Source organism: Pseudomonas sp. EU05-FHT14B02 (genome assembly GCF_058791055.1).
The window spans coordinates 64,750-91,096 of the sequence record NZ_JBYTDD010000017.1 but is presented as its reverse complement, the minus strand read 5'-3'; the positions used below and the strand labels follow the sequence as shown (position 1 = coordinate 91,096).

The 26,347-nt window shown below is 61.0% G+C and carries 26 protein-coding genes and 1 pseudogene; 11 read left to right on the top strand and 16 right to left on the bottom strand.

Features of this window, described 5'->3' with window-relative positions; translation table 11 throughout:
* Positions 1 to 117: 117 nt before the first annotated feature.
* Both hemB and AC3WTM_RS16955 read right to left on the bottom strand, forming a co-directional pair.
* The gene (hemB, locus tag AC3WTM_RS16960; protein ID WP_102671836.1) at positions 118 to 1,092 is read right to left on the bottom strand and encodes a porphobilinogen synthase; all 975 of its coding nucleotides are present in this window, start codon (positions 1,090 to 1,092) and stop codon (positions 118 to 120) included.
* A gap of 152 nt (positions 1,093 to 1,244) precedes the next feature.
* A complete protein-coding gene (locus AC3WTM_RS16955) occupies positions 1,245 to 1,955 on the bottom strand; it encodes a glutathione S-transferase family protein (RefSeq protein ID WP_102671834.1) in 711 nt (236 codons plus the stop codon).
* Positions 1,956 to 2,322: 367 nt separating this feature from the next.
* Between AC3WTM_RS16955 and AC3WTM_RS16950 the strand changes: the two genes are divergently transcribed.
* Positions 2,323 to 2,994, top strand: coding sequence for a histidine phosphatase family protein (locus AC3WTM_RS16950; protein WP_102671833.1), 672 nt, complete (start codon positions 2,323 to 2,325; stop codon positions 2,992 to 2,994).
* Positions 2,995 to 3,131: 137 nt separating this feature from the next.
* Here AC3WTM_RS16950 and mnmH read toward each other — a convergent pair whose 3' ends face one another.
* The 5 genes from mnmH to AC3WTM_RS16925 all read right to left on the bottom strand — a co-directional run bounded on the left by mnmH (position 3,132) and on the right by AC3WTM_RS16925 (position 7,400).
* Positions 3,132 to 4,235 (bottom strand): tRNA 2-selenouridine(34) synthase MnmH, encoded by a 1,104-nt coding sequence (gene mnmH / locus AC3WTM_RS16945; RefSeq protein WP_102671832.1) that lies wholly within the window; start codon positions 4,233 to 4,235, stop codon positions 3,132 to 3,134.
* Positions 4,235 to 5,269 carry a selenide, water dikinase SelD gene (gene selD, locus AC3WTM_RS16940; RefSeq protein ID WP_057714011.1) on the bottom strand — a complete coding sequence of 345 codons (1,035 nt, stop codon included), beginning with the start codon at positions 5,267 to 5,269 and terminating at the stop codon, positions 4,235 to 4,237. Before selD ends, mnmH begins: the two co-directional genes overlap by 1 nt.
* Before the next feature lie 87 nt (positions 5,270 to 5,356).
* A complete protein-coding gene (locus AC3WTM_RS16935) occupies positions 5,357 to 6,313 on the bottom strand; it encodes a quinone oxidoreductase family protein (protein ID WP_102671831.1) in 957 nt (318 codons plus the stop codon).
* Positions 6,314 to 6,340: 27 nt separating this feature from the next.
* Positions 6,341 to 6,514, bottom strand: coding sequence for a DUF1427 family protein (locus tag AC3WTM_RS16930; RefSeq protein WP_079246732.1), 174 nt, complete (start codon positions 6,512 to 6,514; stop codon positions 6,341 to 6,343).
* 106 nt (positions 6,515 to 6,620) lie between these two features.
* Entirely contained in the window at positions 6,621 to 7,400 is a 780-nt protein-coding gene (locus tag AC3WTM_RS16925) for an AraC family transcriptional regulator (protein WP_057714009.1), read from the bottom strand.
* Positions 7,401 to 7,545: 145 nt separating this feature from the next.
* Here AC3WTM_RS16925 and AC3WTM_RS16920 point away from each other — a divergent pair, with 145 nt between their 5' ends.
* Both AC3WTM_RS16920 and AC3WTM_RS16915 read left to right on the top strand, forming a co-directional pair.
* The gene (locus tag AC3WTM_RS16920) at positions 7,546 to 7,773 is read left to right on the top strand and encodes a DUF6555 family protein (RefSeq protein WP_057714008.1); all 228 of its coding nucleotides are present in this window, start codon (positions 7,546 to 7,548) and stop codon (positions 7,771 to 7,773) included.
* Positions 7,774 to 7,806: 33 nt separating this feature from the next.
* Positions 7,807 to 8,085, top strand: coding sequence for a hypothetical protein (locus AC3WTM_RS16915; RefSeq protein WP_102671830.1), 279 nt, complete (start codon positions 7,807 to 7,809; stop codon positions 8,083 to 8,085).
* A 27-nt stretch (positions 8,086 to 8,112) separates the two neighbouring features.
* Here AC3WTM_RS16915 and AC3WTM_RS16910 read toward each other — a convergent pair whose 3' ends face one another.
* From AC3WTM_RS16910 to AC3WTM_RS16895, 4 genes are all read right to left on the bottom strand, one after another.
* Positions 8,113 to 8,268, bottom strand: coding sequence for a metallothionein (locus AC3WTM_RS16910; protein WP_102671829.1), 156 nt, complete (start codon positions 8,266 to 8,268; stop codon positions 8,113 to 8,115).
* A 103-nt stretch (positions 8,269 to 8,371) separates the two neighbouring features.
* On the bottom strand, positions 8,372 to 9,124 hold the full coding sequence (locus AC3WTM_RS16905; RefSeq protein ID WP_090456813.1) for a C1 family peptidase: 753 nt from the start codon (positions 9,122 to 9,124) through the stop codon (positions 8,372 to 8,374).
* 154 nt (positions 9,125 to 9,278) lie between these two features.
* On the bottom strand, positions 9,279 to 10,955 hold the full coding sequence (ctpM, locus tag AC3WTM_RS16900; protein ID WP_492574104.1) for a methyl-accepting chemotaxis protein CtpM: 1,677 nt from the start codon (positions 10,953 to 10,955) through the stop codon (positions 9,279 to 9,281).
* 223 nt (positions 10,956 to 11,178) lie between these two features.
* Positions 11,179 to 12,495 carry a Na+/H+ antiporter family protein gene (locus tag AC3WTM_RS16895; RefSeq protein WP_056722503.1) on the bottom strand — a complete coding sequence of 439 codons (1,317 nt, stop codon included), beginning with the start codon at positions 12,493 to 12,495 and terminating at the stop codon, positions 11,179 to 11,181.
* Between the two features lie 373 nt (positions 12,496 to 12,868).
* On the opposite strand from AC3WTM_RS16895, the pseudogene AC3WTM_RS16890 reads away from it, so the two are divergent.
* From AC3WTM_RS16890 to AC3WTM_RS16880, 3 genes and pseudogenes are all read left to right on the top strand, one after another.
* Positions 12,869 to 14,158: pseudogene (locus AC3WTM_RS16890) on the top strand (methyl-accepting chemotaxis protein); the annotation flags it as partial.
* 102 nt (positions 14,159 to 14,260) lie between these two features.
* Positions 14,261 to 15,016 (top strand): methyl-accepting chemotaxis protein, encoded by a 756-nt coding sequence (locus tag AC3WTM_RS16885; RefSeq protein ID WP_371918587.1) that lies wholly within the window; start codon positions 14,261 to 14,263, stop codon positions 15,014 to 15,016.
* 298 nt (positions 15,017 to 15,314) lie between these two features.
* The gene (locus AC3WTM_RS16880) at positions 15,315 to 16,991 is read left to right on the top strand and encodes an MFS transporter (protein ID WP_102671826.1); all 1,677 of its coding nucleotides are present in this window, start codon (positions 15,315 to 15,317) and stop codon (positions 16,989 to 16,991) included.
* A 60-nt stretch (positions 16,992 to 17,051) separates the two neighbouring features.
* Here AC3WTM_RS16880 and AC3WTM_RS16875 read toward each other — a convergent pair whose 3' ends face one another.
* From AC3WTM_RS16875 to AC3WTM_RS16860, 4 genes are read right to left on the bottom strand one after another with little or no spacing between them, the layout of a single operon-like run.
* The gene (locus AC3WTM_RS16875; RefSeq protein ID WP_102671825.1) at positions 17,052 to 18,368 is read right to left on the bottom strand and encodes a sensor histidine kinase; all 1,317 of its coding nucleotides are present in this window, start codon (positions 18,366 to 18,368) and stop codon (positions 17,052 to 17,054) included.
* On the bottom strand, positions 18,365 to 19,033 hold the full coding sequence (locus AC3WTM_RS16870; protein ID WP_057714001.1) for a response regulator transcription factor: 669 nt from the start codon (positions 19,031 to 19,033) through the stop codon (positions 18,365 to 18,367). The genes AC3WTM_RS16875 and AC3WTM_RS16870 overlap by 4 nt, the downstream gene beginning before the upstream one ends.
* Before the next feature lie 3 nt (positions 19,034 to 19,036).
* Positions 19,037 to 19,357: a PepSY domain-containing protein gene (locus tag AC3WTM_RS16865; RefSeq protein ID WP_102671824.1), complete on the bottom strand. Its 321-nt coding sequence runs from the start codon at positions 19,355 to 19,357 to the stop codon at positions 19,037 to 19,039.
* The gene (locus tag AC3WTM_RS16860) at positions 19,357 to 19,665 is read right to left on the bottom strand and encodes a PepSY domain-containing protein (protein ID WP_102671823.1); all 309 of its coding nucleotides are present in this window, start codon (positions 19,663 to 19,665) and stop codon (positions 19,357 to 19,359) included. Before AC3WTM_RS16860 ends, AC3WTM_RS16865 begins: the two co-directional genes overlap by 1 nt.
* A gap of 227 nt (positions 19,666 to 19,892) precedes the next feature.
* Here AC3WTM_RS16860 and AC3WTM_RS16855 point away from each other — a divergent pair, with 227 nt between their 5' ends.
* The 4 genes from AC3WTM_RS16855 (at position 19,893) to codA (ending at position 23,894) form a co-directional block, all read left to right on the top strand.
* Complete coding sequence (locus AC3WTM_RS16855) at positions 19,893 to 20,972, top strand: hypothetical protein (RefSeq protein ID WP_102671822.1); 1,080 nt, start codon at positions 19,893 to 19,895, stop codon at positions 20,970 to 20,972.
* A 75-nt stretch (positions 20,973 to 21,047) separates the two neighbouring features.
* On the top strand, positions 21,048 to 21,404 hold the full coding sequence (gene queD / locus AC3WTM_RS16850) for a 6-carboxytetrahydropterin synthase QueD (RefSeq protein ID WP_008021670.1): 357 nt from the start codon (positions 21,048 to 21,050) through the stop codon (positions 21,402 to 21,404).
* A 200-nt stretch (positions 21,405 to 21,604) separates the two neighbouring features.
* Entirely contained in the window at positions 21,605 to 22,426 is an 822-nt protein-coding gene (locus tag AC3WTM_RS16845; protein WP_102671821.1) for an alpha/beta fold hydrolase, read from the top strand.
* A gap of 223 nt (positions 22,427 to 22,649) precedes the next feature.
* Complete coding sequence (gene codA, locus AC3WTM_RS16840) at positions 22,650 to 23,894, top strand: cytosine deaminase (protein ID WP_102671820.1); 1,245 nt, start codon at positions 22,650 to 22,652, stop codon at positions 23,892 to 23,894.
* A gap of 110 nt (positions 23,895 to 24,004) precedes the next feature.
* Here codA and AC3WTM_RS16835 read toward each other — a convergent pair whose 3' ends face one another.
* A complete protein-coding gene (locus tag AC3WTM_RS16835) occupies positions 24,005 to 24,997 on the bottom strand; it encodes a diaminopimelate epimerase (RefSeq protein WP_102671819.1) in 993 nt (330 codons plus the stop codon).
* 165 nt (positions 24,998 to 25,162) lie between these two features.
* Here AC3WTM_RS16835 and AC3WTM_RS16830 point away from each other — a divergent pair, with 165 nt between their 5' ends.
* A complete protein-coding gene (locus AC3WTM_RS16830; protein ID WP_102671818.1) occupies positions 25,163 to 26,314 on the top strand; it encodes an MFS transporter in 1,152 nt (383 codons plus the stop codon).
* The last annotated feature ends 33 nt before the right edge of the window (positions 26,315 to 26,347 follow it).

Below are 26,347 nucleotides of genomic sequence, written 5' to 3'. Positions count from 1 at the left end.
AGGAGCGAGCCTGCTCGCGATGGACTCAAGGGCGCCGCGTTTAGTCAGTAAACACGCGTCATCGTTAACGACCATCGCGAGCAAGCTCGCTCCTACAAGGGGGATATGCGCGGGTGCCTAGATCCCCGCCAGCGCCAGATCCATCGCAAAGTACGTAAAGATCAGGTCTGCCCCGGCGCGCTTGATCGCCCCCAGGCTCTCGCGCACCACACGATCTTCATCGATGGCCCCGGCCTGGGCGGCAAACTTGATCATCGCGTACTCACCGCTTACCTGATAGGCCGACAGCGGCAGGCGCGAGGCTTCGCGAATGTCGCGGATGATGTCCAGGTATGCACCGGCCGGTTTGACCATCAGCGCATCAGCGCCTTCCTGTTCGTCGAGCAACGATTCGCGTATCGCTTCGCGGCGGTTCATCGGGTTCATCTGGTAGCTTTTACGGTCGCCTTTGAGCGCACTGCCGCCGGCCTCGCGGAACGGGCCATAGAGCGCCGAAGCAAATTTGGTCGAATAGGCCATGATCGCCGTCTGGGTAAAACCGGCATCATCGAGCGCCCGGCGAATCGCCTGGACTTGCCCGTCCATGGCCGCCGAGGGTGCGATCACGTCGGCACCGGCCCGGGCCGCCGCGACGGCTTGCCTGCCGAGGTTGATCAGAGTCTGGTCGTTGTCGACTTCATGGTTGTGCAGTACGCCGCAATGGCCGTGGTCGGTGTACTCGCAAAAGCAGGTGTCTGACATGACGATCATTTCCGGCACCGCGTCCTTGGCGATGCGCGACATGCGCGAAACCAGGCCGTCCTCACGCCAGGTGTCGCTGCCGCTGCTGTCCAGGTGGTGGGAGACGCCGAAGGTCATCACTGACTTGATCCCGGTACGGGCGTAGCGCTCGATCTCGCCGGCCAGCTTCGACTCGGGAATGCGCATCACGCCGGGCATGCTGTTGATCGGCACGAAGTCGTCGATTTCTTCTTCGACGAAAATCGGTAGTACCAGGTCGTTCAGGCTGAACTCGGTCTCCTGGAACAGGCTGCGCAGGCTCGCATTGCGGCGCAGACGGCGTGGGCGTGCTTCGGGGAACTGACTGGACATGGGTTTTCCTGAATTTCAGAGGACGAGATGTAGGAGCGAGCTTGCTGCGGGCGGCGTTCCGACGATGGTCGTAAACGATAACGCGCATTGTCTGAATGTTCGCGTTGCCCTTACTTTTTTCGCGAGCAAGCTCGCTCCTACAGGCAAGAGATTTAATTCGAGATTGGTTTCGGGATTTCCAGCCCGCGCACCACCGCCGGCCGCGCCAGGAAGCGCTCCAGCACCCGCGTGACGTTAGGGAAGTTCTGGATGCCCACCAGATCGCCGGCTTCATAGAAGCCGATCAGGTTGCGCACCCACGGGAAAATGGCGATGTCCGCGATGGTGTAGCGCTCGCCCATGATCCAGTCGCGCCCTTGCAAACGACCGTCCAGCACCTTGAGCAGGCGCCTGCTTTCCTCGACGTAGCGGTTACGGGGACGCTTGTCTTCGTAGTCCTTGCCGGCGAATTTGTTGAAAAACCCGAGTTGGCCGAACATCGGGCCAATGCCGCCCATCTGGAACATCAGCCACTGAATCGTTTCGTAGCGCGGTGCCGACTCCTGGGCCAGCAGTTGCCCGCTCTTGTCGGCCAGGTAGATCAGAATCGCTCCCGACTCGAACAGCGCCAGTGGCTTGTCGTCCGGGCCGTGGGGGTCAAGGATCGCCGGAATCTTGTTGTTGGGATTCAGGGAAAGAAATTCCGGGGACATCTGGTCGTTGGTGTCGAAGCCTACCCGGTGAGGTTCATACGGCAGGCCGATCTCTTCGAGCATGATCGAGACCTTGACGCCGTTGGGAGTCGGCAAGGAGTACAGCTGAATCCACTCCGGGTATTGGGCAGGCCATTTGCGGGTGATGGGGAATGCGGACAAATCGGTCATGGGCACGATCCACGAAGACATTGAGAGTGACGATCATAATGCAGATATCGGCTCTGCGACCCCTTGAAGTCATCGATCTCGCTGATAGGCGAGATCAAAAGAAATCACGACTGTTTCAACGCCATCCGGTGTAGCGTGTCCACAATTGTGCAACATCCTGTCGATAACCTTCTCTGCAAACCCGTGAAGGTTACCGGTACATTGCCGCCCACTCGGCCGGAATCGAACCAAACGGGCTCAGGGGACTCTGAGAACCACCCCTTTGATGACGGACCGGCTTCAATGACATGGAAAACACCCGACGCAGGACAATCGTGGTGTAGAGGTTTGTCAGCCTTAACCGAATTACGCTGAAGACCCTTTACACATGAACCTGTTCAATTTTGCCAAACGCTTCAAACATCGTGCTTACCTTTTGTTGCCCGCCTTATTGGTGGTCAGCGCGGTGTGCCTGACGCTGGAGTCCGGCCTGAGTCGCGCCCAACCGATGGATGGCACCCAGACGCTGGTCTTCCTGCGTCACGGGGAAAAACCCGCCGGAGGCCTGGGCCAGCTCAATTGCCAGGGACTGAACCGCGCTATCGACCTGGCCACGCTGCTGCCGGACAAGTTCGGCAAGGCCAACTACGTATTTGCGGCGAACCCGACGCGTAACGTCGAGGAAGGCGAGTTCGACAATTCCTACAGTTACATCCGCCCACTGATGACCATCAGCCCTAGCGCCATCAAGCTTGGCCTGCCGGTGAACATCAACTTTTCCGCCAATGACACCAGTGACCTGGCCGATGAACTGCTCCACGACAAGTACCACAATGCGGTCATCTACACGGCCTGGTCCCACGGCTATCTGCCGGAGCTGATCAACAAGGTAGCCGGCGACGCCACCGGCAAGAAAATGACCATCACGGATGACTGGGAGTCCAGCGACTACGACTCGCTGTATGTACTCACCCTGACCTGGCACAACGGCAAGGCCAGTTTGCAGAGCCATGTGTACAAGCAAGGCCTGGATAATGGTGCCGAAACCTGTCCGACCTGAAACCTGTAATGCCTGATCCGGCCTCATCGCGAGCAAGCTCGCTCCCACATTGGATTTGCAGTGTGATCACGAAGGCATGAGCACTACTGAGCCCTGTGGGAGCGAGCTTGCTCGCGATAGGGCCAGTTAAACCTGCATCACTTTCGTTGATTCACTCGCTCGCGCAGATACTCGAGAACCGCACCCCGCTCCCCGGCAAACTCGATCCGCGCGTCTTTCTTCTCCCGCTGAAACGCATACATCGGATCGTAATACTCGCACAGCAGGCCTTCGATCCAGCCCCGGTGCAGATCCACCGCACCACTACGGGCCTGCTCGGCCAACGCATCCTCCATCAAAACCAGCATGCGCCGATGACGTTCGCCACCCAGGCGCTTCTGCACATTGTTCAGGCTTGCCAGCAAGCGTTCGGAAAACAGCGCAAAGCCTTCCTCGCCATGCACGTCGATGAATTCGGCACACAGATCCACCACGTAATCGCGCAGGATCCGCTCGACCCGCCCTTCCAGGCTGTCTTCAAGCCACACCATCGGAAACTGCTGCATGCCCTGATAAAGCGGCAACGGCAAGGCACAACTGCCCACCGCACGGCTTTCGTCTTCCAGTACGAACTGCTCGATGCCACGGGCGCGTTTTTTCAGTACGTCTATGGCCAAGCGGTTTTCGAAGTCGATATTCGAGGGTTGGCCCGTGGCGCGCTTGCCGAAACTGGAGCCGCGATGGTTGGCATGACCTTCAAGGTCCACGGCATTGTCGAGTTGCGTGAGCACCTCGGTTTTGCCGGTGCCGGTCATCCCGCCCAGCAAGACGAAATTGCACTGGGTCACGGCTTGATCGAGGGTGTCCAGCAGGAAGGTGCGCATGGCCTTGTAGCCACCGCCGACCCGTGGATAGTCGATGCCGGCCTCGTCCTTGAGCCACTGCTGGACAATCTGCGAGCGCAGGCCGCCGCGAAAGCAATACAGCAGACCATCTGGGTGTGCCCGGGCAAAATCGGCCCAGGCCTGGATGCGTTCGGCCTTGACCGCGCCCGACACCAGTTGATGCCCCAGCACGATGGCCGCTTGCTGGCCGTGCTGCTTGTAGCAGGTGCCGACCCGCTGGCGTTCATGGTCATTCATCAACGGCAGGTTGATCACGCCAGGAAACGCACCCTTGTTGAATTCGACCGGCGCGCGGGCGTCCATCATTGGCCGGTCGTTGAGGAAGATGTCGCGGTAATCAGTGCAGTCGACGAACATCAAAACACCTCGACTGCGTTGCTCTGTCGCTCGACCAGTTCACCGATCGGTTCCAGGCTCAGGCCCAGTTCGGCGGCCACCGAGAGGAATTGCTCATTGCCTTGAGGCGTCACGGCAATCAGCAGGCCACCGCTGGTCTGCGGGTCGCAAAGCACACGTTTGTGCAGCTCCTGAAGGCGTCCGAGCTTGCTGGCGTAGCTGTCGAAATTGCGCAGAGTCCCGCCCGGTACGCAGCCTTGTTCCAGGTAATACTCCACCCCCGGCAGGCGCGGTACGCGGTCATATTCAATGCGCGCCGTGAGCTGGCTGCCGTCGGCCATTTCCACCAGGTGCCCGAGCAGACCGAAACCGGTGACGTCAGTCATCGCGGTCACACCGTCGAGCTTGCCGAAACGGCTGCCGGGTTTGTTCAGGGTGCACATCCAGTCCCGGGCCAGGCCGATGTCGGCGTTGCGCAATTTGCCCTTTTTCTCGGCCGTGGTAAGGATGCCAATCCCCAGGGGCTTGGTGAGGTAGAGCAGGCAACCGGCCGTGGCGGTGTCGTTGCGCTTCATGTGGCGCTTTTCCACCAGACCGGTGACGGCCAGGCCAAAGATCGGTTCTGGCGCGTCGATGGAGTGCCCACCGGCCAACGGGATACCCGCCGCGTCACACACCGAACGACCGCCGCGTATCACTTCCCGGGCAACCTCCGGGGCCAGCACGTTCACCGGCCAGCCCAGAATTGCAATCGCCATCAACGGATCGCCGCCCATCGCATAGATGTCGCTGATGGCATTGGTGGCGGCAATTCGACCGAAATCGAAGGGATCGTCGACGATCGGCATGAAAAAGTCGGTGGTCGAGACCACGCCGCGTTCATCATCGATTGCATACACCGCCGCATCATCGCGCGAAGCATTGCCGACCCAAAGTTTCGGGTCGAGGTTCTGCGCCCCACTGCCGGCCAGGATCACTTCCAGCACCTGGGGGGAAATCTTGCAACCGCATCCAGCGCCGTGGCTGTATTGAGTCAGGCGAATCGGCTCGCTCATAGGGGTACCTCATTGGGTCAATGGGCCGATTCTAGCAGAGCGAGGCATGCGCAAGGCGTTGCACAGCCATGGACCTTGTGGGAGCGGTTACGGCAGCAAAATCACTTTGTCACCACTGCCCTGATTCACCTCGGCATAACGCTCCAGGCCTTCGGCCAATGGCGACTCGAACAGGCCCTGGGGCAACGGCAACAGGTCTTGATCGAAGAACCGGCCGAACTGTTCTAGCATCGCCGCACACGCCTGCACCCCGTACAGCAACGAGTTGATCCCCACAACCGAACCACCCTTGCGATACAACGCCAGAGCCGGCAACTGCACGTGACCGTCCACGGGGGCCGCGATGATCGCGATGCGACCGAACGCGGCCAGGGCCGCTACCGAGGCCGGCAGCCAGAAACCGGTGGTGTCGAAAATCACGTCGGCGCCGCCGGCATACACCGCGTTGACCTGTGCGCCCAAGTCTTCGGGGTTATCCAGTTGCAGGGTCTGGTAGCCCTGGTCCTGTAAATCCTTGACCTGCTCCGGACGCCGCGCGGCCGCCAACACCCGGGCACCGCGCACCTTGGCCAAGGCGAGCGCGGCACTGCCAACTGCCCCGCCACCGATGACCAGCAATCGGGTTTCGGCCGTCACCAGGCTGCGCTCAAGAGCATCCCACGCCGTGGTGTACGGCACGCCAAGGCTGGCGGCCTGGGCAAAGCTCAGATGCGTAGGTTTGAGCGCCACGCCGTTGGCCGGCAGCTTGACGAACTGCGCGTGGGAACCGTCGGCGAAAAAGCCCAGTTCCTTGCCCGTGCCCCAGACTTCCTGACCGATCATCGCCTGCGGGCCGGCCACGACAACACCGGCAAAGTCACGACCGGGAATCCGCGGCAAGGTGGTGTAGGGGAAACGTCCCAGCACGTTCTTCACATCGCTGGGGTTGAGGCCAGCGGCCTTGATCTCGACCAGCACTTCATCGGCACCGGGAACGGGGGTAGGCACCTCAACGTAGCGCAGGGCCGAGAGATCACCGGTTTTATCGAATTGCAGAGCTTTCATGGGCGTATCCATCGAGTCGAAAAGGGTTCAGGAGATCCAGCCAGCCACCAGCCCTCGCCCCATCGGCCAGAGTTTTTCGCCGGCGAGCATGCCGAGCAGGCCCACCAGGGCGATGGCCGGGGGGGCGGGGGAACGAAAATCCAGGGCGCCGTAGAGCAGACCGACGCCCAGACCGATGGCCAATGACACGAGGTAGTTCATGGCAGACTCCGGGGCAATTGAGGTATGCGCCAAGTCTAGGGGGCGACGCGCTTGATCATCGGTCAAGTGCTTCTGAATTTCGGCCAAAACCTGGCTTTCGAGGAAATCAGTCCTGGCGTTGCGCCGCAGGAAACTGCGAAGGGGCAACGCCCAGCTCACGACGAAACATGTCGCTGAAGCTGCTCGGTGAATATCCCAGCTCCCGGGCAATCGCGCTGACCGGTACGCCCTGGATCAGCTCGGCCACCGCCGTCGCCAATTGCACCTGACGCCGCCACTCGGCGAAGCCCATGCCCAAACCGTCCTTGAACAGCCGCGCCAGGGTGCGCACGCTGGCTCCGGCGTTATCCGCATGTTGTTCGAAAGGAATGTCCAGTGAAGGCGCGGCCATGACCGCCTGACACAGGTTCATCAGCCGTCGGTCGGAATCGTCCGGCAGAGGAATTTTCAGCAGCGAACGCCTGGCCCGCTTGAGTTCCAGCAGCGCCAGGCCCACCAGCGCGTCGTAATACTCGGGTGCCCCGTCGTTACCCTGCTCCACCAGCCCGACGATCAGTTCGCGCAGCAAACCGCCGACCTCGATCACCTGAACGCTGTCATCCAGGGTCGCCGCCAGGGACGGCCGCAGGTAGATATTGCGCATTTGCAGGTCCGATACCACACGAATTCCATGAGGCACGCCGGGCGGCAACCACACCGCCCGTTGCGGAGGCACCACCAGCGCCTCATGCGGCGTCTCGACCCACATCACCCCGCTCATCGCATACAGCAACTGGCCCCAGACGTGCTCATGGGGCTCGATGTACAACCCGCGCGGATAGGTGCGGGCCAGCGGTTGCACAGGCACATCGGTGTCACTCAGGTCAGGTGGTGCGGCGAGGGCCATGGTCTATGTTCATTGGGTACGGGAAGGCTTCATGGTAACGAGGCGCCGAACGTGTCGCCAGCAACCGCCGGTATCTGACAATCCGAGTGAATTTTTCTGATGGTACGCGATCCGTTTATGTACAACAGGGAGGAACCGGGGCTTTATGAACAGTGCAAAATTATTCGTCATCGAGTACACCCTCCATGGTGCTCCGAAATCATTCATCATCCGACTGGAAAAAATGGATAACGCAGAAGCCTGGCATTGGGCGAGTTGTGACGCGGGGGTGGGGCGAATCCCCCGATTCGGACGCGAAAAGGTGCAAAAGACCAGCAAGCCGATGGCTGAAAAATTCGGCGTGGAAAACGTCAAGTGGCGGCCGGCGAACTAATATCCGGTAACCATCAGGTTCGGGGGAAGGGATATGAGCGCAACACCCGTCAACAGCCCTGCGCAACTGGACTACGGTCTGGACACGCCGAACGGCCGCTTCACCAGGAGTGTCGAGTGCCGGATCGGACTGGAACAGGTCGAAAATGACCCATTCTGCTTCGCCATACGCGTCCCGGCGCCACTGCCGGAAGATCTGGAGCAAGCCAAGACCCTGGTGCTGCGGGTCGAAGGGCGGCGCTTGCAAGGCACCGTCCGCCACAGCGAACGCCTGGAAGATGACAGCCTCAGGCTGGAAGTGGAGCCGGACTAGGCTCCACTTTTGCGTATGCCGTGGTTTTCAGTGGGCACACTTGCAGCCTTGGGAGGTGCACTCCTCGCCGTGCTCGTGATGCTTGGCACAGGCTTCACAGCAATAGTGTTTGCCGTGACGCACGATCGGATGCTCGCCGAGTTTGCAGGAACACTTCGGACAATCGCATATACGCTCAGTCATGGGTTTGACTCCTGTGGGTAGTGGTCGTCGGGGGGAGATGAAAACAACCCGTGCTTTTCAGTGTAGGGGTCGACTGCAACACCGCAACAGCGCGTATCGCGCACTACTTGAGTCCTTGATGAATTATCCGTTTCGCGAGGACAGGGAATGACGCGTAAGAGGCGATGCCACACTGATTATCTTTGTTTCTGGACATCCTTATATACCCGGCCTCCCCCCACTCCGGCCCCCTGCTATTTTTCACCAGCCAGTAATCCTCGCCATCTTCGGTGCCATAACCAACAATAAGCACGGCGTAATTCAAATCATTTTCATCGCAATCTTCATCATTCAATACCCCGCCGGAGTATTTTTTAAAGTTGTCGGAAGCGTCAATCGCCGCCGATACCGGCCCTTTGGCTACGGCCTGGCGCAGTGCCTCCTCGTCGCCACGAGGAATATTCGTATAGGTCACCGTATTGGCGGCGACAGCCTTGATCATGCCTGCATCACAGCGTCCCCCGCCGCCTGTGTAAGGGTAATATTCTTCTGACTGAATACCGTGTTGCTTGACGTAGTCATAGGTGTAATCCATCAGCCCGCCATCACATCCTTGATTACCTTGCTCACTGCTGCAATCAAGAATCTGCTGCTCGGAAAGCTCGACCAGTCTTTCGGTTTGCAAAAACAATGCGCCCTCCAGGGCACCCACCGCTGAAAAAGCATAACCGGAGCCACAAGTCCCCAATTGCTTGACTCTGGTAACAGCTCCCTGGGTACGCCAGTCCACTGAGCTTGGTATATCCAGAGCCTGTGCCGTCACGGTAACGGCACAGCCGCCAACCAGGATGAAACATGAGAGTTGCCAAAACCTCATACTTAGCCCCTGTTTCTATATGGTTTGCAGTTACCTCGCTATGTCATTGAAATGAAAGACCAATAAGCCAACGGCAACAACTGTCAAATATGACAGTTGTTCAATACTGTTTAGTTATAAAAACCACACCATTTCGCGTTGTTAACCATAACTGTCAAATACGAAACTGCCCGACCAGGCTACCCAGGCGCTGACCGAGGTCGGCCAGGCTGCGAGAGGTTTGCGCGCCGAGTTGGGTTTCGTCGGCGACGCTGTCCACCGCCACGGCAATCTGATGCACGCTGCGATTGATCTCTTCGGCCACGGCGGTCTGTTCTTCGGCGGCACTGGCGATCTGTGCGTTCATCGAGTTGATGGTCGCAATCAGCTGAGCCATGGTGTCCAGCGAAGCCCCCGCCTCGTTGGCCTGGGCCGAGGTGCCGTCGCCGGCCTCGCTGGAGCGACGCATCGCCTCTACCGCCGACTGGGTGCCGGCCTGCAAACGGTCGATCATGCCCTGGATTTCCTGGGTGCTGATTTGCGTGCGGCTGGCCAGCGCCCGCACTTCATCGGCCACCACCGCAAAGCCGCGCCCGGCCTCGCCGGCGCGGGCGGCTTCGATGGCTGCGTTGAGCGCCAGCAGGTTGGTCTGCTCGGCAATCGAGCGGATCACCCCGAGCACGCTGACAATCGACGACACGTCTTTTTGCAGGCTGTCCAGGGACACGCCGCTGCTGCGGATGTCGTCCACCAGGGCATGGATCTTCTCGATGCTGCCGGCCACAACACGCTTGGCCGCCTGCCCTTCTTCGTCGGTCTGCTGGGCTGCTACCGCGGCGTTCTGCGCGCTCTTGGCCACTTCCTGGGCCGCCGCCGACATTTCGTTGATCGCTGTGGCCACCTGATCGGTTTCGTGACGCTGGCGTTCCATGGCCTGGTCCGAACGGTTGGCCTGGTCGGACACCTGGTTCACCAGCCCGGTCAATTGCGAGGTCATTTCGGTGATCTGCCGTACCAGGCCGTGGATCTTGTCGACGAAACGGTTGAACGAGCCGGCCAGTTCACCGAGTTCGTCCTGACTGGTGATGGTCAGGCGGCGGGTCAGATCGCCTTCGCCCGCCGCGATATCGTCGAGGTTGGCTTTCATCAGATGCAGCGGACGCACAATGGTGTTGGCCAGCAGCATCCCGGCGGCAGCGATCAGCAACAGCACCACGACTGCTACGCCAACGATACTCAGCACCATGCCTTGCATGCGCTCCTGGACCTTGGCTTCAACCACGGCCACTTGTGCTTCGATGCCGTCGAGGTTGACCGAGGTGCCGACCGCCATGTCCCACTTCGGCAGGTATTCGGTGTAGCCGAGCTTGGGCACCAGCACCTGGGTGTTGCCAGGCAATGGCGAGCTGTATTGCAGGTAGTGCGTACCGTCCTTGGCGACTTTCACCAGGTCGCGGTTGACGTAGACACCGTTCGGGTCGCGGTTGTCCTTGAAGCTCTGGCCCACGCCCTCGGGGCTGTTGGCCTTGAACAGGCGCACGGTGTTGGAGTCGTAGCCGAAGAAGTAGCCGTCCTTGCCGTAGGTGATGCTCGACAGCAGCTTGATCACTTGGGCCCGCACCGCCTCATCGCCGGGGGCGGCCGCGTCGTAGAGCGGTTTGATCGTGGTCATGGCCACGGCCACGTAGCTTTGCAAGGTTGCCTTGGCATCGCTGAGCAGGCGCTCGCGTGTCTGCTCGACTTCCTTGCGCGCCTGATCCTGAAGAATGAACAGCGTGGTCAGGCTGATGACCAGCGCAAACAGCAACACCGGGAGGACGGCAAGGGACAGGACTTTTGCCTTGAGACTCATGCGCATGACGTTCACTCTTTTGATTTTTGTTGGCGTGGTTAAAAGCTTTAACGGCACGCCGGGTCAAAAGTTGAACGCAGTCAGTGGGAGCAGTGGAGCCCCCTGTGGGAGCGAGCTTGCTCGCGATAGCGGACTGTCAGCCAAATAGATGTTGACTGTTTCACCGCCATCGCGAGCAAGCTCGCTCCCACATTCTGATCCAGGGTAATCAGAAGGGAATTGGTTACAGGACCATTGCCGCCACCCAGCCAAACGCCAGCAACGGCAGGTTGTAATGCAGGAAGGTCGGGACCACGGTGTCCCAGATGTGATGGTGCTGGCCGTCGATGTTCAGGCCGGAAGTCGGGCCCAGGGTCGAGTCGGAAGCCGGTGAACCGGCGTCGCCCAAGGCACCGGCAGTGCCGACGATGCACACGATTGCCAATGGGCTGAAGCCCAGTTGCACGCACAACGGCACGAAGATCGCCGCCAGGATTGGCACGGTGGAGAACGACGAACCGATGCCCATGGTCACCAGCAACCCCACCAGCAACATCAGCAAGGCGCCAATGCCTTTGCTGTGATCGATGTACGACGCCGACGACTCGACCAGCGTCTGCACCTCACCGGTGGCCTTCATCACTTCGGCAAACCCCGAGGCGGCGATCATGATGAAGCCGATCATCGCCATCATTTTCATGCCTTCGGTGAACAGGTCGTCAGTGTCACGCCATTTGACAATGCCCGACACCGAGAAGATCAGGAAGCCGACCAGCGCACCGATGATCATCGAATCGAGCAACAACTGAATGATGAACGCCGCCGCGATGGCCACGCCGGCCACCATCAGGCTCAGCGGGTTGTATTGCACCGCCACTTGCTCGACCTGTTCGATCTTCGCCAGGTCGTAGACACGCTTCTTGCGGTAGCTGACAAACGCGATCAGCAGGCCCGCCACCATGCCCAAGGCCGGAATGCCCATGGCGTGGGTCACGTTGATGCCGCTGATGTCCACGCCGCTGCGGGCGACGTTGGCCAGCAGGATCTCATTGAGGAAGATGTTGCCGAAGCCCACCGGCAGGAACATGTAGGGCGTGATCAGGCCGAAGGTCATGACGCAGGCGATCAGTCGACGGTCCAGTTGCAGCTTCGTCAGCACATAAAGAAGCGGCGGCACCAGCAACGGAATAAACGCGATATGTATCGGCAAGATGTTCTGCGAGGCGATGGCCACGACCCAGAGCAGGCCAATCAGCAGCCACTTGACCTGGCCACCGCCGCTGGCGTGCTGGCGATCGACCATGGCCAGGGCCTTGTCGGCCAGCGCATGGGCCATGCCGGACTTGGCAATGGCCACGGCGAAAGCGCCGAGCAAGGCGTAGGACAACGCCACCGTCGCCCCGCCACCGAGGCCGCTGTTGAAAGCCTTGAGCGTCGCCTCGATTCCCAGGCCACCGGTCAAGCCACCGACCAGCGCACCGACGATCAGGGCGATCACCACATGCACGCGGGACAGGCTGAGGATCAGCATGATGCCGACCGCGGCAATTACTGCATTCATTTCATTACCTCGATACAAACTAAAAGACTCCGTCCGGCAGTCTGCGAAGAGCCACCAGCGGATTAAGGAATGGGTTTTATTAGAGGGCGCGCACTGTGCCGCAGCGTCACCTCCTTGTCAAAGCACCTCGGCGCTGTCGATATGTAACGACATGTCATGACCTGTAGGGGTGAGCTAGCTCCGGGCGGCGTTCCGACGATGCACCTGAGAGCACCGGGGGTATCAGGTTTCCATCGTCATCGTTGACGACCATCGCGAGCATGATCACTCCTACATAGGGAAGTGTTTGATCGCCGATAGACGGGATAAAGAAACCAAAATCCCGGCCGTTACAGTGCAAAGTCTCAGATATTTATCGAATAAGGACGTCTCCATGTCGCTCAGACAACTCTCCATTCAATGGAAAATCACCCTGCTGGCCGGGCTGTGCCTGGCGGGCATCGTGACCCTGCTGGTGGGTCTTTCGCTGTACCGCATGGAGCACAGCTCCGAGCTGGTGAAAGCCTCGAGCATGGAGATGCTGACAGAGGCGGCCCAGGCCCGGATCGAGTCCCAGGGCGAAAACCAGGCGCTGGGGATACGCCAGCAGTTCATGGACGCCTATCAGTACGGCCACGGCTTCTCCCGGCAGGTGCTGTTCCTGCGTGACCAGGCCGAGAAGCGCTTTCTCGATGCCTTCGACCTGCGCGAAGACCTGACCCGCCAGGTCAAGTCAGCCCTGCAAGCCAACCCGGACCTGCTCGGCCTGTCCCTGGTGTTCGAACCCAATGGGCTGGACGGCAAGGACGAACTGTTCGCCGGTCAGGCCGAGCTTGGCAGCAACGACAAGGGTCGTTTCGCCCTCTACTGGTCGCAGCCGACGCCGGGCAAGGTAACGTCCATGGCGTTGCCGGAAAAGGACATGGCCGACACCAGCACCGGCCCCAGCGGCGAAGCGGCCAACGCCTGGTTCACCTGCCCGCGCACCACACTCAAGCCGTGCGTGATCGAACCTTACTTCTATGAGATCGACGGTCAGAACGTGCTGATGACTAGCATCGTTTTCCCGCTAATGGTCAACGGCAAGGTGATCGCCTCGCTGTCCGTGGACATCAACCTCAACAGCCTGCAAGCGGTCAGCCTGGGCGCGAGCAAGAAGCTCTATGACGGCCAGACCAGCGTCAGCATCATCAGCCCGGCCGGCCTGCTCGCCGGCTACAGCCCGGACGCCAGCAAACTCAGCCAGCGCCTGGACACCGTGGATAAGGCCAATGGCGCCGAACTGCTGCGCATGCTCGCCGCCAGCAGCAAAACCGCCAGCCTGCACAGCCATCGGCAACTGAAAGTGCTGGCACCCTTCCAGCCGATTCCCGACGGTAAATCCTGGGGCGTGCTGCTCGACGTGCCGGAGAAAGTCCTGGTCGGCCCCGCCGAAGCCCTGAAAAAGCAACTCGATGACAGCAACACCGCCGGTACCCTGGTCGAACTCGGCCTGGGGGTGCTCGCCGCCCTGCTCGGCCTGCTGCTGGTGTGGCTGATGGCCCGCAGCGTCACCCGACCGATCCTCGGCGTGGCGCACATGCTCGAAGACATCGCCAGCGGCGAAGGTGACCTGACCCGCCGCCTGGCCTACGACAAGCAGGATGAACTGGGCCAGTTGGCCGGCTGGTTCAACCGTTTCCTGGACAAGCTGCAACCGATCATTGCCGAAGTGAAGCGCTCGGTGCAGGACGCCCGCAGCACCGCTGACCAGTCGTCCGCCATCGCCGCACAAACCAGCGCCGGCATGGAGCAGCAGTACCGCCAGGTGGACCAGGTGGCGACCGCCTCCCACGAAATGAGCGCCACCGCCCAGGACGTCGCCCGCAGCGCCGCGCAGGCGGCCCACGCCGCCCGCGATGCAGATCAGGCGACCCGTCAGGGCCTGACCGTGATCGACCGCACCACCACCAGCATCGACAACCTCGCCGCCGACATGAGCACGGCCATGGTTCAGGTCGAAGGTCTGGCCGCCAACAGCGAGAAGATCGGCACCGTACTGGAAGTGATCCGTGCGATTGCCGAGCAGACCAACCTGCTGGCCCTCAACGCCGCGATCGAAGCGGCCCGTGCCGGTGAGGCCGGGCGCGGGTTTGCCGTGGTGGCCGATGAAGTGCGCAACCTGGCGCGGCGTACCCAGGAGTCCGTGGAAGAAACCCGTCTGGTGATCGAACAACTGCAAAACGGCACCCAGGAGGTGGTGGGTTCGATGAACAACAGCCATCGTCAGGCCCAGGGCAGTGTCGAGCAGGTTGGCCAGGCCGTGACGGCGCTGCGCCAGATCGGTGACGCGGTGACCGTGATCAACGACATGAATATGCAGATCGCCAGTGCCGCCGAAGAGCAAAGCGCGGTGGCCGAGGAGATCAACAACAACGTGGCGACCATCCGCGACGTGACCGAATCGCTGTCGGGCCAGGCCAATGAATCGGCGCGGGTCAGCCAGTCGCTCAATAGCCTGGCGAACCAGCAGCAGAGCCTGATGGATCAGTTCCGCGTTTAAGCCCGGCAACATCCCCTCTGTAGGAGCGAGCTTGCTCGCGATGGTGTGTCAGTCGACACCACGGTAGCTGACACTCCTTCGCGAGCAAGCTCGCTCCTACAGGTGTCGTGCTGCTCAATCAAATGATGGCAAGTGGATATCTTCCGCAAGCCGATTGTGCTTCATGGAACCTTGCAGCGCCTTCTGGCGTCAATCTGAATGCAAGCCACGTAATCCGAAGACTTCAGCCCCAGGGCCTGGGTACGGTAAGTGTTGGTGGGAACTCCGGCCTACAACAAGAGCAAGACGGAGAATACTCATGGCAGCAATCGACAATGCAACCACGGGCAGCACGCCCAACCGCGGGCTCACCCGGGAGGAGCGCAAGGTCATCTTCGCCTCGTCCCTGGGCACCGTGTTCGAATGGTACGACTTCTACCTGTACGGCTCCCTCGCGGCGATCATCGCCAAGCACTTCTTCGCCGGTGTCAACGAAACGACGTCCTTCATCTTCGCCCTGCTCGCCTTCGCCGCCGGCTTCGCCGTGCGGCCCCTCGGCGCCATCGTGTTCGGTCGGTTGGGCGACATGATCGGGCGCAAACATACGTTTCTCATCACGATCGTGATCATGGGTATCTCCACGGCCGTGGTGGGTTTACTGCCCGGCTACGCGACCATCGGCGTCGCCGCGCCGATCATCCTGATCAGCCTGCGCCTGTTGCAAGGCCTGGCGCTGGGCGGTGAGTACGGCGGCGCAGCGACCTACGTGGCTGAACATGCGCCCAAGGGCAAACGCGGCTTCTTCACCTCGTGGATCCAGACCACAGCAACCCTCGGCCTGTTTCTTTCACTGTTGGTGATCCTCGCCTGCCGTACCGTTCTGGGCACCGAAGCCTTCGAAGCCTGGGGCTGGCGGATTCCGTTCCTGCTGTCGATCCTGCTGCTGATTATCTCGGTGTACATCCGCTTGCAGCTCAACGAGTCGCCGGTGTTTGTGAAAATGAAGGCCGAAGGCAAGTCTTCCAAGGCGCCGCTGACTGAATCTTTCGCACGCTGGGAGAACCTGAAGATCGTGATCATGGCACTGCTCGGCGGCACCGCCGGCCAGGCAGTGGTCTGGTACACCGGGCAATTCTATGCGCTGTTCTTCCTGTTGCAGACGCTGAAGATCGAACCGCAAACCGCGAACCTGCTGATTGCCGGCTCCCTGCTGATCGGCACGCCGTTCTTCGTCATTTTCGGCAGCCTGTCCGACCGTATCGGGCGCAAGGGCATCATCATGGCCGGCTGCATCCTCGCGGCCCTGACTTACTTCCCGATCTTCCATGCGCTGACCCAGTACGGTAACCCCGACGTGTTCATTGCGCAGGAGAAGAATCCGGTCACGGTCGTCGCCAATCCCGCCCAGTGTTCGTTCCAGTTCGACCCGGTGGGCAAGGCCAAATTCACCAGTTCCTGTGACTTGGCCAAGACCGTGCTGGCCAAAAGGGCAATCCCCTACAAGAACGTGGATGCCGAGCCGGGCGCCGTTGCGCAGGTGCGCATTGGCGATAAAGTGATCGAGAGCTTCGAGGGCACCGGCATGCCGGCCGCCGACTTCAAGGCCAGGAACGACGCCTTTGCCGCCACCCTCGCCACCGCCCTCAAGGACGCCGGCTACCCCGAAAAGGCCGACCCGGCAAAGACCAATTATCCGATGGTGTTGCTATTGCTGACGATCCTGGTGATCTACGTGACCATGGTCTATGGGCCGATTGCCGCCTGGCTGGTGGAACTGTTCCCGGCACGCATCCGCTACACCTCGATGTCGCTTCCCTACCACATCGGCAATGGCTGGTTTGGTGGCTTCCTGCCGACGGTGGCGTTCGCCATGGTGGCGGCCACGGGGGATATCTACTACGGGCTGTGGTATCCGATTGTCATCGCGGTGATGACGGCGGTGCTGGGTATTTTCTTCATGCCGGAAACCAAGGATCGGGAGATTCATCACACCTGAGTCGGGCAGTTTCCATGTGGGAGCGGGCTTGCTCGCTCCCACAGGGTTCCTGGTGTGGCTTCAAGTATGTTTAGGCAACTCGATGACGACCTTCAACCCGCCCCATTCGCTTTCCAGCAACGACAGTTTGCCGCCCCAGCTATCGACGATGTCGCGCACGATACCCAGCCCCAAACCATGCCCATGGGTTTGCTCATCCAGCCGCGTTCCTCGGCCGAACACCTGATCGCGACGCTCTTCGGGAATGCCCGGGCCGTCATCTTCCACGCTGAGTTCAAAGCCCTCTGCAGTCTCGGCCACACTCAGGCGAACCTCGGCATCCGCCCACTTGCAGGCGTTATCCAGCAGATTGCCCAACAGCTCCAGCAGGTCTTCGCGATCCCAGGGCAATTGCAGGCCGGTGGGTGCGCGGTAGCTCAGCGCCAGGTGTTCGCCATGGATCATGTTCAGCGTGGCCAGCAACCCGGGGAGTTCTGCATCGCAATCAAACAGTGCGCCCGGCAACGCATCGCCAGACAACCTCGCACGATTGAGTTCCCGATTGAGCCGTTGCTGGACGTGCTCCAGTTGCTCCTTGAGGACCTTGCGTAATTGCGGGTGCGCGTCGAGTTGCTCGCTTGAAGCCAGGCTCAACAGCACCGCCAGCGGAGTTTTCAAGGCGTGGCCGAGGTTACCCAAGGCATTGCGTGAGCGCTTGAGGCTGTCCTCGGTGTGGGCCAGCAAATGGTTGATCTGCGCCACCAGTGGTTCCAGTTCCACCGGCACCTGATCATCGAGTTGCGAACGCTGGCCCTGTTGAAGTTGCGCAATCTGCTCGCGGGCCTGCTCCAGCGGACGCAAGGCCCGGCGCACGGTAATCCGTTGCAGCAGCAGAATCAGCAACAGCGCCGTCAAACCGAGGCCAAACCCGAGCTGTTGCATGCGTCGGAAGCTTTCGCGAATGGGCGTGTAATCCTCGGCGACGCTGATGGAGATCGGCAACCCAGAACGTCGATAGTCGGTACGCAGCACCAGTAACTGTTGCCCTTCCGGCCCCAATTGCAAGTTGCCATGCAGGCCGGGGTGATCGAGCACCGGCAGTTCCTGATCCCATAAAGAACGGGAACGCCAATGGCCGTCGGCGAAATCGATACGGAAATAATGCCCGGAGAACGGCCGTTGATAAGCCGGTGACAGGCGTCGCTCATCCAGTTGCAAGCCTTGCGGCCCGCGCACCAGTGCCGCCAGCAGGTTCTCGCTGTCATTGCGCAACCCGGCTTCGAGGTAGCGCTGCAACCCCAACTCGAACAGCCACAGGCTGGTTTGCGCCAGCACCAGGCCAACGACCACCATCACGCTGATCAGGCCCAGGCTCAAGCGGCGCTGGATAGATCTCACCGGGCTTGCCCGCCGAACAGATAACCCTGGCCGCGACGGGTTTCAATCACACTTTTGCCGAGCTTGCGGCGCAAGTGGTTGACGTGGACTTCCAGCACATTGGAATCGCGCTCGGTTTCACCGTCGTAGAGGTGTTCGGCGAGGTGGCTTTTGGAGAGGATCTGCTCGGGGTGCAGCATGAAATAACGCAACAGGCGAAACTCCGCGGCGGTCAGTTGAATGTCCGCACCGTCGCGCACAACGCACTGGCGACCTTCGTCCAGATGCAACCCGGCAGCCTTGAGCGTTGGCTGGTTGACCTGTCCATGGGAGCGGCGCAATAACGCCTGGATGCGCAAAAACAACTCTTCGGGATGGAATGGCTTGGTCAGGTAGTCGTCGGCGCCGGCCTTGAGGCCTTCGATGCGTTCGGCCCAGGAGTCTCGAGCCGTCAGGATCAGCACCGGCGTGGCCAGCCCCGCCGCGCGCCATTGCGCCAGCACCTCAAGCCCCGGCACGCCGGGCAAACCGAGGTCGAGGATGATCAGGTCGTAAGGCTCGGTGCTGCCCTGATGCACCGCGTCGCGACCGTCGGCCAGCCAGTCCACCGCATAACCCTGCCGGTTCAGGCCGGCCAGCAGTTCGTCGGCCAGGGGCACATGGTCTTCCACCAGAAGCAAACGCATGGATCAGTCTTCCTTGTCTTTCAATAGGTGGCCCTTGGTGGCATCGATACCCAGTTCGCGGACCACGCCTTCAGGGGTCAGCAACTCGACTTCATAAATGTAGACGTCGTGTTTTTCTTCGAGCTCGGCTTCCAGCAGTTTCGAGCCGGGATAGCGATCCATTGCCTGCAGCAGCAGTTGCTCCAGCGGCAGGATCACGCCCTGTTGACGCAGGCGCAGGGCTTCATCCTGATCCAGGTCGCGGGCCAACACTGCCGAGCAAAATGCCAGAAGCAACAGCGCCATCCGGCTACCGGTGCATCGCTTGAACAAAAACACCTTCATTACGAATCCTGATGATCCTTGAGAACCTGCCCGCTGACAGCGTCTAATTCCACATCCCAGTCGATGCCCTGAGGATCGCGCAGCTCGACCTTGTACAGGTATTTGCCATAACGCTGTTCCAGCTCGGTTTCACTGACGGTGGAACCCGGATGCCTGGCCACCGCGTTGGCATTGAGTGTCTCGAACGACACAATGGTACCAGCGTCGCGCAATCTCAGCGCTTCATCCGGGCCAAGTTCCCGGGCGTGGGCGAGGCTTGCGGTCATGCCGAGGATCGACGCGGTGAACAGGGTGGTCAGGGTTTTCATGGGTGTCTCCGTATTTCTTCAGGTGCTGCCTGTGGGCGCCACCTTAACCGGATGAACTTAATTGAAACTGAATTGCCATCATTGGCAACACCGCAAATGCCCTGTGGGAGTGGGCTGGCTCGCGAAGAGGCCGTGTCAATCGCCATCAATGTGTTGACGGTCACACCGCTTTCGCGAGCAAGCCCGCTCCCACATAATCTGCCCGCTGAACAGACTTCGAGACTTTAATGACCGCCATCCACATCAAGTTCCCTTCCCTGACCCTCAAGGCCGGTCCAGGTGCCTTTGCGCGCATTCGTGAAAGCGGCTTGAACGCCGCCGACGTCGGCACCTTGCCTGGCGCGGCTGGCGGTCCGAAGGCACTGGGGATTCAAGGTCTGGACCTGGCGCTGTTCGGCGAGTGGCTGCCGGCGGCACCGCGGGAACGCTCGCTGATTGGCGCATCGGTGGGTTCCTGGCGCTTCGCCAGCGCCTGCCTGCCGGACGCCGCCGAAGGCATCCGGCGTCTCGGGCAGTTGTACACCGAGCAAGACTTTGCCAAGGGCGTGACCATGGCGCAGATCAGCCAGAGCTCACAGCGCATGCTCAATGACCTGCTCGACGGGCGCGATGCCTCGATCCTCGACAACAACCATTACCGCCTGAACATCATGGTGGTCAAAAGCCACGGCCTGCTGGCTGACGATCATCGCGGCCGCCTCGGGCTGGGCCTGTCGTCGGTCATCGCCGACAACCTGCGCGGCCGGGCGCGGCTGGCACGACACTTCGAACGCCTGATCATCCACGACCCGCGCCTGGCGCCGCCAGTCAATGCCTTGAATGACTTCCCGTCGCGCTTCGTCGCCCTCAATGCCGGCAATTTGCGCCAGGCCCTGCTGGCATCGGGCTCGATCCCGATGGTGATGCAAGGCGTGCGCGATCTGCCGGGCGCCGGCGCCGGTACCTTCCGCGACGGCGGTCTGCTGGATTACCACCTGGACCTGCCCTACAGCGGCAACGACATCGTGCTTTACCCGCATTTCACCGACCGGGTGATTCCCGGTTGGTTCGACAAAACCCTGCCATGGCGCCGCGCCTGCCCGGCTCGCTTGCAGAACGTGCTGTTGCTGGCGCCGTCGAAGGAGTACCTGGCGCGCCTGCCCTACGGCAAACTGCCGGACCGTAACGACTTCAAGCGTTTCATGGGCGATGCCCCGAGCCGGCAGAAATACTGGCGCACGACCATGGACGAAAGCCGCCGCCTGGGCGACGAATTCCTCGAACTGGCCGCCAACGGTCGCCTGGGCGAGCGCTTGCTGACCCTTTAGTCAGGACAAACTGGTAAACTCGCCACCTGCCCGAATCGCTGCGGCGAACGCCACCTGAACAGAGCTGAAGATACTGTGGAAATTTTCAAAGAGTTTACCTTCGAATCCGCCCACCGCCTGCCCCACGTACCGGACGGCCACAAGTGCGGGCGCCTGCATGGTCACTCGTTCAAAGTGGCAATCCACCTGAGCGGCGACCTCGACCCGCACACCGGCTGGATCCGCGACTTCTCGGAAATCAAAGAGATCTTCAAGCCGCTGTACGAGCGCCTGGACCACAACTACCTGAACGACATTCCTGGCCTGGAAAACCCGACCAGTGAAGTGTTGGCCAAGTTTATCTGGCAGGAATTGAAGCCTTTGCTGCCGGAACTCAGCGCGATCCGCATCCACGAGACCTGTACCAGCGGTTGCATCTATCGCGGCGAATAAAAACACTGCCCACTGTAGGAGCGAGCTCGCTCGCGATGGACGCCAGAGCCCCACGGGCTGCCAGATGCCGCGCCTTATCGTTGACGCCTATCGCGAGCAAGCTCGCTCCTACAGTTTGTCAATGACATGGAAAACAGCCTTTATCGGCTGTTTTTTTATGCCTATGCTTTTTGCCTCGCACCCGCCAAGAGGACTCACCTATGACTGACTGGCCACTGCCCCAGACCTATCGCTTCAAAGGGCACTCCGTGCGCTACGCCGTGCGCGGCGACGGCCCGCCGCTGGTGTTCGTGCATGGCACGCCCTTCTCCTCTTATGTCTGGCACCGGATTGCCCCGCACTTCATCACCACGCACCGGGTGCACTATTTCGATTTGCTGGGCTACGGGCAATCCGAGAAAGTTGATGGTGACGTGTCCCTGGGTGTGCAGAACGAATTGCTGACGCAGTTGCTGGACCATTGGGGCCTGGATCGCCCCGACGTGGTAGCCCATGACTTTGGTGGTGCCACAGCGCTGCGCGCGCACCTGCTCAACGGCAAGAATTACCGCAGCCTGACACTGATCGACCCGGTGGCGCTCACGCCTTGGGGGTCGCCGTTCGTGCAGCATGTGCGCCAGCATGAAGCCGCCTTCAGCGGGCTGCCCGATTACATCCAGCAAGCGATTGTGCCGACTTACATCCGCGGGGCGATCAAGCGGAAAATCCCGGACCACGAACTCGCCCCCTATGTTCAGCCGTGGCTGGGAGAGCCGGGGCAAGCGGCGTTCTACCGGCAAATCGCGCAGATGAACGAGCGCTATACCTGCGAGGTCGAGGGCCTGTACCCGACGATTCGCTGCCCGGTGCAGATTCTCTGGGGTGAAGATGACCAGTGGATTCCCATCGAACGCGGGCGGGCCTTGCAGCAGATGATTCCCGGATCGCAGTTTTATCCGATTCCCAACGCCGGTCATCTGGTTCAGGAAGACGCGCCCGAAGCGGTAGTCGCGGCGCTGCTGCGGTTTTTGCCCCTGCAGTAATCCTCCAGAACAAACCCAATCCCCTGTGGGAGCGGGCTTGCTCGCGAAAGCAGCAGTACATCCAGCATCTATGTAGCTGACACACCGTCTTCGCGAGCAAGTCGGATCGCCGCACCGCCGCTCCCACATTTGAACGGTGGTGATCAACGTCACTGGCGGGAATCGCCGCTGGCGAGCTAACGTAAGAGCATTGCCTAAACGATTCGCCAAAAGGATCTGCCCGATGCACATCATCAATGCCCGTCTGCGCAACCAGGAAGGCCTGCATGAGTTGAACCTGGAAAACGGCCTGATCAGCAGCATCGGCCGCCAGATCGAAGCCCCGACCCTGGGCCCTGACGATCTGGATGCCGGCGGCAACCTGGTGGTGCCGCCTTTTGTCGAGCCGCACATCCACCTCGACGCAACCCTGACCGCTGGCGAGCCGCGCTGGAACATGAGCGGCACGCTGTTCGAAGGCATCGAGTGCTGGGGCGAACGCAAGGCAACCATCACCCAGGAAGACACCAAGGCCCGGGCAAAGAAAACCATCCAGGCCCTCGCCGCCCACGGCATCCAGCATGTGCGCACACACGTCGACGTCACCGACCCGCAACTGACCGCGCTCAAGGCGATGCTCGAAGTACGCGAGGAAAGCCGGCACCTGGTCGACCTGCAAATCGTCGCATTCCCCCAGGAAGGCATCGAGTCCTACCGCAATGGTCGCGAATTGATGGAAGAAGCGATCCGCATGGGCGCCGACGTGGTAGGTGGCATTCCGCATTTCGAATACACCCGCGATCAGGGCGTCAGCTCGGTGAAGTTTCTCATGGACCTGGCCGAACGCAGCGGTTGCCTGGTGGATGTGCATTGCGACGAAACCGACGACCCGCATTCACGCTTTCTCGAAGTGCTCGCCGAAGAGGCCCGCAGCCGCGACATGGGTTCGCGGGTCACGGCCAGCCACACCACGGCCATGGGTTCCTACGACAACGCCTACTGCGCCAAACTGTTTCGCTTGCTCGGGCATTCGGGGATCAGCTTTGTCTCCTGCCCCACCGAAAGCATCCACTTGCAAGGTCGCTTCGACAGTTTCCCGAAACGCCGGGGCGTGACCCGGGTCAATGAGTTGCTGGAAGCAGGCATGAACGTGTGCTTCGGCCAGGACTCCATCGTCGATCCGTGGTATCCGCTGGGCAACGGCAACATTCTGCGGGTACTCGAAGCCGGCCTGCACATCTGCCACATGCTCGGTTATCGAAACCTGCAAAGTGCGCTGGACCTGGTGACGGACAATAGCGCCCGAGCCATGAACCTCGGCGATCGCTATGGCCTGGAGCGTGGGCGGCCGGCGAACCTGCTGATTCTGTCGGCGGAGAGTGACTACGAGGTCATCCGCAGCCAGGGGTTGCCGCTGTACTCGGTGCGCGATGGCAAGGTGTTGATGAAGCGGACGATGCCGGTGGTAGAGTTCAGTGGGCTGAGCTGAAACTTGCGCTGACTGGACTGGCCCCATCGCGAGCAGGCTCGCTCCTACAGGTTTTGTGAACGACATAAAACACTGTGGGAGCGAGCTTGCTCGCGAAAGCTATTTTGAAGTCAATCAATTAACCGAGCCGTACCAAACAGACTGACCCGACTCAACTCCCCCAACTCTTCCGCCAGCAAGATCGGCGCCGTGCCACCCGGCATCGTCACCTTCACCTCCCCGGCGCTGACCCAACCTGCCCGCCACGCCGCGCAGGCCACTGCACTGGCGCTGGTCCCCGACGACGCCGTCGGCCCCTCACCTCGCTCGAATACCCGCGCGGCGATGTGTCCTTCGGACACCCGCATTGCCCATTGCAGGTTGATTCCCGCCGGACAAGGCTGGCCTGCGCCGACCGGCATGGCGTAGGCGATTCGCGTCAGCCCCTCACCCAGTGCCGGCTCGCGCATCTGCTCGTTGCTCGGCAGATCCTCGGCACTTTCCACCAGCGTCACGCAATGGGGATTGCCGACCCGCGCGAACTGACTGTGCGACCATGCACTATTGAGTGCCGACAATTGTTCAACGTGACTGAGTTCACGACCATTGAACATCGCCGCTTCAACCCCGTGAGCACTGACCGCCGACGGCCCGAATCCCGGCTGGCCCAGATCGAGCCAAAAACCCTTCACGCCCCCGACCTCTGCGGCTTTCACTGAAGTCTGCCCCGGCGAAGGCGAATCAGCCTTGTCGTGGTGAACCCTGAGCAGACAGGCTTCGTTCTGCGGCAACAGCCCTTGATCGCTGAGGGCCTGGGAAAAAATCGTCAGCCCGTTGCCGCTGCGCTCGGCCAGCGTGCCATCGGTGTTGACGATCAGCAGATCGAAGGGAGACGACGACTGAAACGGTCCGACCAGCAAACCGTCGCTGCGATGATCCTTGCTGCCGGGCGGTTGAGTGCCTGGAGCCCAACTGCAGCAAGCCTCAATCGCGGCTAGCGCCCAGGCCTCAAGGGTTTGCGCTGCCTGGCTGGCCTGGTCGGGCAGGTCGATGCCCTGACGGCGCAGTTCTTCGGGCGCTACCACGATGTAAATATTGCCCCGTGCATCGTACCTCTGCGCCATGGCGCCCTCCGTGTGTCATTGGAATGGCTCAACATATCGCGAAAAACACTGGCGCTGTGCAACCATATCGCCCTGTTTGACCGTAAAACTTTCCGGGCACTGATCGAACCCTCATAGGCCGATCACTGTCCGTTGAGGACGCGACGCTTTTTGCCAAGGATTGTTATGACCAGCCTCAACAGCCAAACCACCTTCGTTCCCGGGCGCCTGGAACAGATGTCCACGCGCATCGCCTTTTTCATCGCCGGAGTCGGCATCGCCGCGTGGGCACCGCTGGTGCCCTATGCCAAGGCCCGGGCCGGACTGGATGAAGGCACACTGGGATTGTTGCTGCTGTGCCTGGGGGTAGGTTCGATCCTGGCGATGCCGCTGGCCGGGATCCTGTCCACACGTTTCGGCTGCCGGCGGGTAACGACCGGCGGGACCCTGCTGATCTGTGCCGCCCTGCCGCTGCTGGCGACGGTGTCGTCGATTCCGGCGCTGATCGCCGCACTGTTCATGTTCGGCGCGGGGCTGGGCACAGTGGATTCAACGGTCAACCTGCAAGCGGTGATCGTCGAGCGCGCCAGCGGCAAAAACATGATGTCGGGGTTCCATGGCCTGTTCAGCCTGGGCGGGATTGTCGGCGCGGCAGGCGTCAGCGGATTGCTTGGCCTGGGGATCTCACCTCTGGGGGCCACGCTGGTGGTGATCGTGTTGCTGCTGATCGCGCTGGCCAAGGCCGTGCCGCATCTGCTGCCCTACGGCAGTGAGAGTTCGGGGCCGGCGTTTGCCGTGCCCCATGGCATCGTCCTGTTCATTGGCGGCATGTGCTTCATTGTGTTCCTCGCCGAAGGCGCTGCGCTGGACTGGAGCGCTGTGTTCCTGACACAGGAACGTGGCATCGACACAGCGTATGCGGGGCTCGGTTACGCGGCGTTTGCCTTGACCATGACGGCCGGGCGTTTGACCGGCGACAAAATCGTACGGCGGTTGGGCGCGACGCGGGTGATTGTGTCCGGCGGGCTGACCGCCGCCGCAGGTTTGTTTCTGGCAACGTTCGCACCGAGCTGGGAGGCGGCGCTGGTGGGTTATGCGTTGCTGGGGGCCGGTTGCTCGAACATTGTGCCAGTGCTGTACACGGCAGTCGGCAAGCAGACGGTCATGCCCGAAAGCATCGCCGTGCCGGCCATTACCACCCTGGGTTATGCGGGCATCCTGGCAGGCCCTGCCGTCATCGGCTTCGTCGCCCATGGCAGCAGTTTGAGTTTTGCCTTTGCCTTGATGGCGGTATTGCTGGTGGCGGTTGCCGTTGGCGGGAGAGTGTTGAAAGTCTGAATTGTGGCGAGGGGGCTTGCCCCCTCGCCACAG